Genomic DNA, 3542 nt, shown 5'->3' with positions numbered 1-3542 from the left:
GCAGGCGCAGGCCGCCGAGCGGCAGCGTGATACCGTCGCCGATCGCCTCGCCATTGATGTCGACGAGCTCCAGGCTGCCGCCGCCAAGGTCGCCGGCGATGCCGTTGGCCGGATAGAAGCCGGAAATGATGCCAAGCGCCGAATAATGCGCTTCCTGGCGGCCGGAAAGCACGCGGATCTCGGTCTTCAGCACATCCTCGGCGCGGTGGATGAAGTCCGGGCCGTTGACCGCCTCGCGCGCGGCCGCGGTCGCCAGCACATAGATGTGCTCGGCGCCGGCCTGATCCGAAAGCGCGCGAAAACGGCGGAACTCCTCCATCGAGCGCGTCACCGCCTCGGGATCGAGCTTGCCCGTCGAAACGATGCCGCGGCCGAGGCCGGCCAGCATCTTTTCGTTGAACAGCATCGTCGGCGAGCGCGCCAGCCCTTCATAGACGACGAGGCGGATCGAGTTCGATCCGATGTCGATGATCGACAGCGGCCGCCGGTCCTGGAGCCGGCCCTGTGAGACTGAAATCACGCGGCGGCGTTCTTCTTGCGGCGCTTGAACTGGGCAATGCGCCTTGGCGCATGCGATTTCAGCGCGTCACCCCGTCCGGAAAGACTCGGATTGGTCATGAAATATTCCTGCGCGTTGAACGGCTCCTCGCCCTCCTCGAGCGCGGCGCGCCGGGAGGTGCCATCAGCCAATACGTCGAAACTTTGCTGATTGTCCATGATGTTGCCGAGCATGATCTGGCCAAGCACCTGTTCATGCACAGTCGGATTGGTGATCGGCACCAGGGTCTCGACGCGGCGGTCGAGATTGCGCGGCATGATATCGGCCGAGGAGATGTAGACGACCGCTTCGTCGGACGGCAGACCGTGGCCGTTGCCGAAGCAGTAGATGCGGCTGTGCTCAAGGAAGCGGCCGACAATCGACTTCACCCGGATGTTCTCGGAAAGACCCGGCACCTGCGGCCTCAGGCAGCAGATGCCGCGCACGACGAGATCTATCTCGACGCCGGCGCGGCTGGCGTCATAGAGAGCGTCGATGACGGTCGGATCGACGAGCGCGTTCATCTTCATCCAGATACGGGCCGGCCTGCCCTCGAGCGCATGGGCGATCTCCTCGGCGATGTGCCTCAGGATGCGGTCGCGCAGCGTGAACGGCGACACCGCAAGACGCATCTCCTCGGCAGGCTCGGCGTAGCCGGTGATGAAGTTGAAGATCTGCGCGACATCGCGCGCGATCGTCGGGTCGGTGGTGAAGAAGGACAGGTCGGTGTAGATGCGGGCGGTGACCGGATGGTAGTTGCCGGTGCCGAGATGTACGTAATTGCGCAGCCGGCCGTCCTCGCGGCGGACCACCAGCGACATCTTGGCGTGGGTCTTCAACTCCAGGAAGCCGAACACGACCTGGACGCCGGCGCGCTCGAGGTCGCGCGCCCAGCGGATATTGGCCTCTTCATCGAAGCGCGCCTTGAGCTCGACGAGCGCCGTCACCGACTTGCCGGCCTCCGCCGCGTCGATCAACGCCCGCACGATCGGGCTGTCGTTCGAGGTGCGGTAGAGCGTCTGCTTGATGGCGACGACTTCCGGATCGGCCGCCGCCTGGCGCAGGAACTGCACCACGACGTCGAAGGATTCGTAGGGGTGGTGGACGATGATGTCCTTCTCGCGGATGGCGGCCAGGCAGTCGCCACCATGCTCGCGGATGCGCTCGGGAAAGCGCGGGTTATAGGGCGTGAATTTGAGGTCGTCGCGCGGGATGGCGACGATCTCGGAGATCTGGTTGAGCGCCAGCGGCCCGGTGAGCACGCTGATGCGGCTCGACGATACTCCGAGCTCGCCGGCGACGAAGTCGCGCAACTCGGCCGGCATCAGCGTGTCGAATTCGATGCGGATGACGGAGCCGCGGCGGCGGCGCTTCAGCGCCGTCTCGAACAGGCGAACGAGGTCTTCCGATTCCTCCTCCACCTCGATATCGCTGTCGCGGATGATGCGGAACGTGCCCGAGCCCTTGACCTCATATCCAGGGAAGAGCTTGCCGATATAGAGGCCGACCGCTTCTTCCAGCGGGATGAAGCGGACATGATGCTTGCGGTCGGGCAGACGGATGAACCGCCGCAGCGCCACCGGCAAGCGCAAGAGCGCGCTCATCTCCTCGCCGTTCTTGCGGTGGCGCAGCTGCAGCGCCATTGAGAAACCGAGATTGGGGATGAACGGAAACGGGTGCGCCGGGTCGATCGACAGCGGCGTCAGCACCGGGAAAACCTGACCCTGGAAATGCTCCTCCAGCCAGGCCTTCTCGTCCTTGGTCAGGCCGTCGCGGGGGATGCTTTCGATGCCTTCTTTGTTGAGCAGCTCCATCAGGACCGACAGGCTCTTCTGCTGGTCTTCCTGCAGGCGCTCGACCTCGCGCAGCAATTGCTCCAACTGCTGCTCAGGCGTGCGGCCGTCCGGACTCTTCAACGCGATGCCCTCGCGCACCTGACCGGCGAGGCCGGCGACGCGCACCATGAAGAACTCGTCGAGGTTTGCGGCCGAGATCGACAGGAAGCGGACGCGCTCGAGCAGCGGGTGATGCTCGTTCAGCGATTCCTCGAGCACCCGGCGGTTGAACTGCAGCCAGGAAAACTCGCGGTTGACGAAACGGTCTGGATTGCCGCCGTCCGGGCTCGCCGCCTCGACGGTGATGAACTCGCTCTGCACCGGCTTCAGTTCGTTCATTGTTCCTGCTCTTGGCCACAACGTCATTCTTTGAGCGCCATACGCCGCCGGACGCGCTATGCACGCTCTAACACGCTTTTATGACGCATGATGTCACGGAATCGCTTCGTTTCCGGCCTCATGCGCTTAACCGGCTCAACTTATCCTCTGCCAGGCTTTTGCGACAGTTTCATTTCATCGATCTTGCAAACCGGCCGGTTATGATCCAGATGCAAACGGGCCGAACTGAAGGAGACGACGATGGCAGGCGGTACCATTCCCCATTTCCAGAACGACGCGGGCCATCCGGCGATCGATATCGGCGTCAAGGAATTCATGTGCACCGGCGCCAATCCGCCTTTCGACCATCCGCATGTATTCCTCGACATGGGTGACGACAATGAAAAGGTCTGCCCTTACTGCTCGACGCTCTACCGCTATTCGCCGAAGCTGAAGGCGACGGAAACCGAGCCTGCCGGCTGCCTCTATATCGACCAGGCCGCCTGATCGCGGATCTGGGTGACCGCTAGACCATGGAGGAGGCGCGGTCCCGGCAGGTCGTCATCGCCGGGGCCGGAATCGCCGGACTGACGGCAGCTCTTGCCTTTGCCGAACACGGCCAAGCCGTCACGGTGCTGGAACAGGCCAGCCAGCTCGAAGCGGTGGGCGCCGGCATCCAGCTTTCCCCCAACGCCACCTGTATGCTCAGCCGGCTCGGCGCGCTCGACCGGTTGCGGTTGAACGCGATCCGCCCGGAAGCGGTGGTGCTGAAGGACGCTGCCACCTTGCGCGAACTGGCGCGCGTGCCGCTCGGCCAGGCCGGCGAAGAGCGCTGGGGCGCGCCCTATCTG

Annotated in this window: 3 protein-coding genes and 1 pseudogene; 2 read left to right on the top strand and 2 right to left on the bottom strand. The window is 64.1% G+C overall.

What is annotated here, in order from left to right:
• Together EOA60_RS24095 and EOA60_RS24090 are read right to left on the bottom strand one after the other, a co-directional pair.
• Positions 1-520: pseudogene (locus EOA60_RS24095) on the bottom strand (exopolyphosphatase); the annotation flags it as partial.
• A complete protein-coding gene (locus EOA60_RS24090; RefSeq protein WP_095824442.1) occupies positions 517-2712 on the bottom strand; it encodes an RNA degradosome polyphosphate kinase in 2196 nt (731 codons plus the stop codon). The pseudogene EOA60_RS24095 and the gene EOA60_RS24090, both read right to left, overlap by 4 nt.
• Before the next feature lie 240 nt (positions 2713-2952).
• Between EOA60_RS24090 and EOA60_RS24085 the strand changes: the two genes are divergently transcribed.
• Together EOA60_RS24085 and EOA60_RS24080 are read left to right on the top strand one after the other, a co-directional pair.
• The gene (locus tag EOA60_RS24085) at positions 2953-3198 is read left to right on the top strand and encodes a zinc-finger domain-containing protein (RefSeq protein WP_066997164.1); all 246 of its coding nucleotides are present in this window, start codon (positions 2953-2955) and stop codon (positions 3196-3198) included.
• Positions 3199-3224: 26 nt separating this feature from the next.
• Positions 3225-3542 (top strand): FAD-binding protein (locus EOA60_RS24080; RefSeq protein ID WP_128312004.1); only part of this gene is annotated, 318 nt, incomplete at its 3' end.

This window comes from Mesorhizobium sp. M1A.F.Ca.IN.020.06.1.1, assembly GCF_004023265.1.
GTDB lineage: Bacteria > Pseudomonadota > Alphaproteobacteria > Rhizobiales > Rhizobiaceae > Mesorhizobium.
This window is presented reverse-complemented; position numbering and strand designations above follow the sequence as displayed.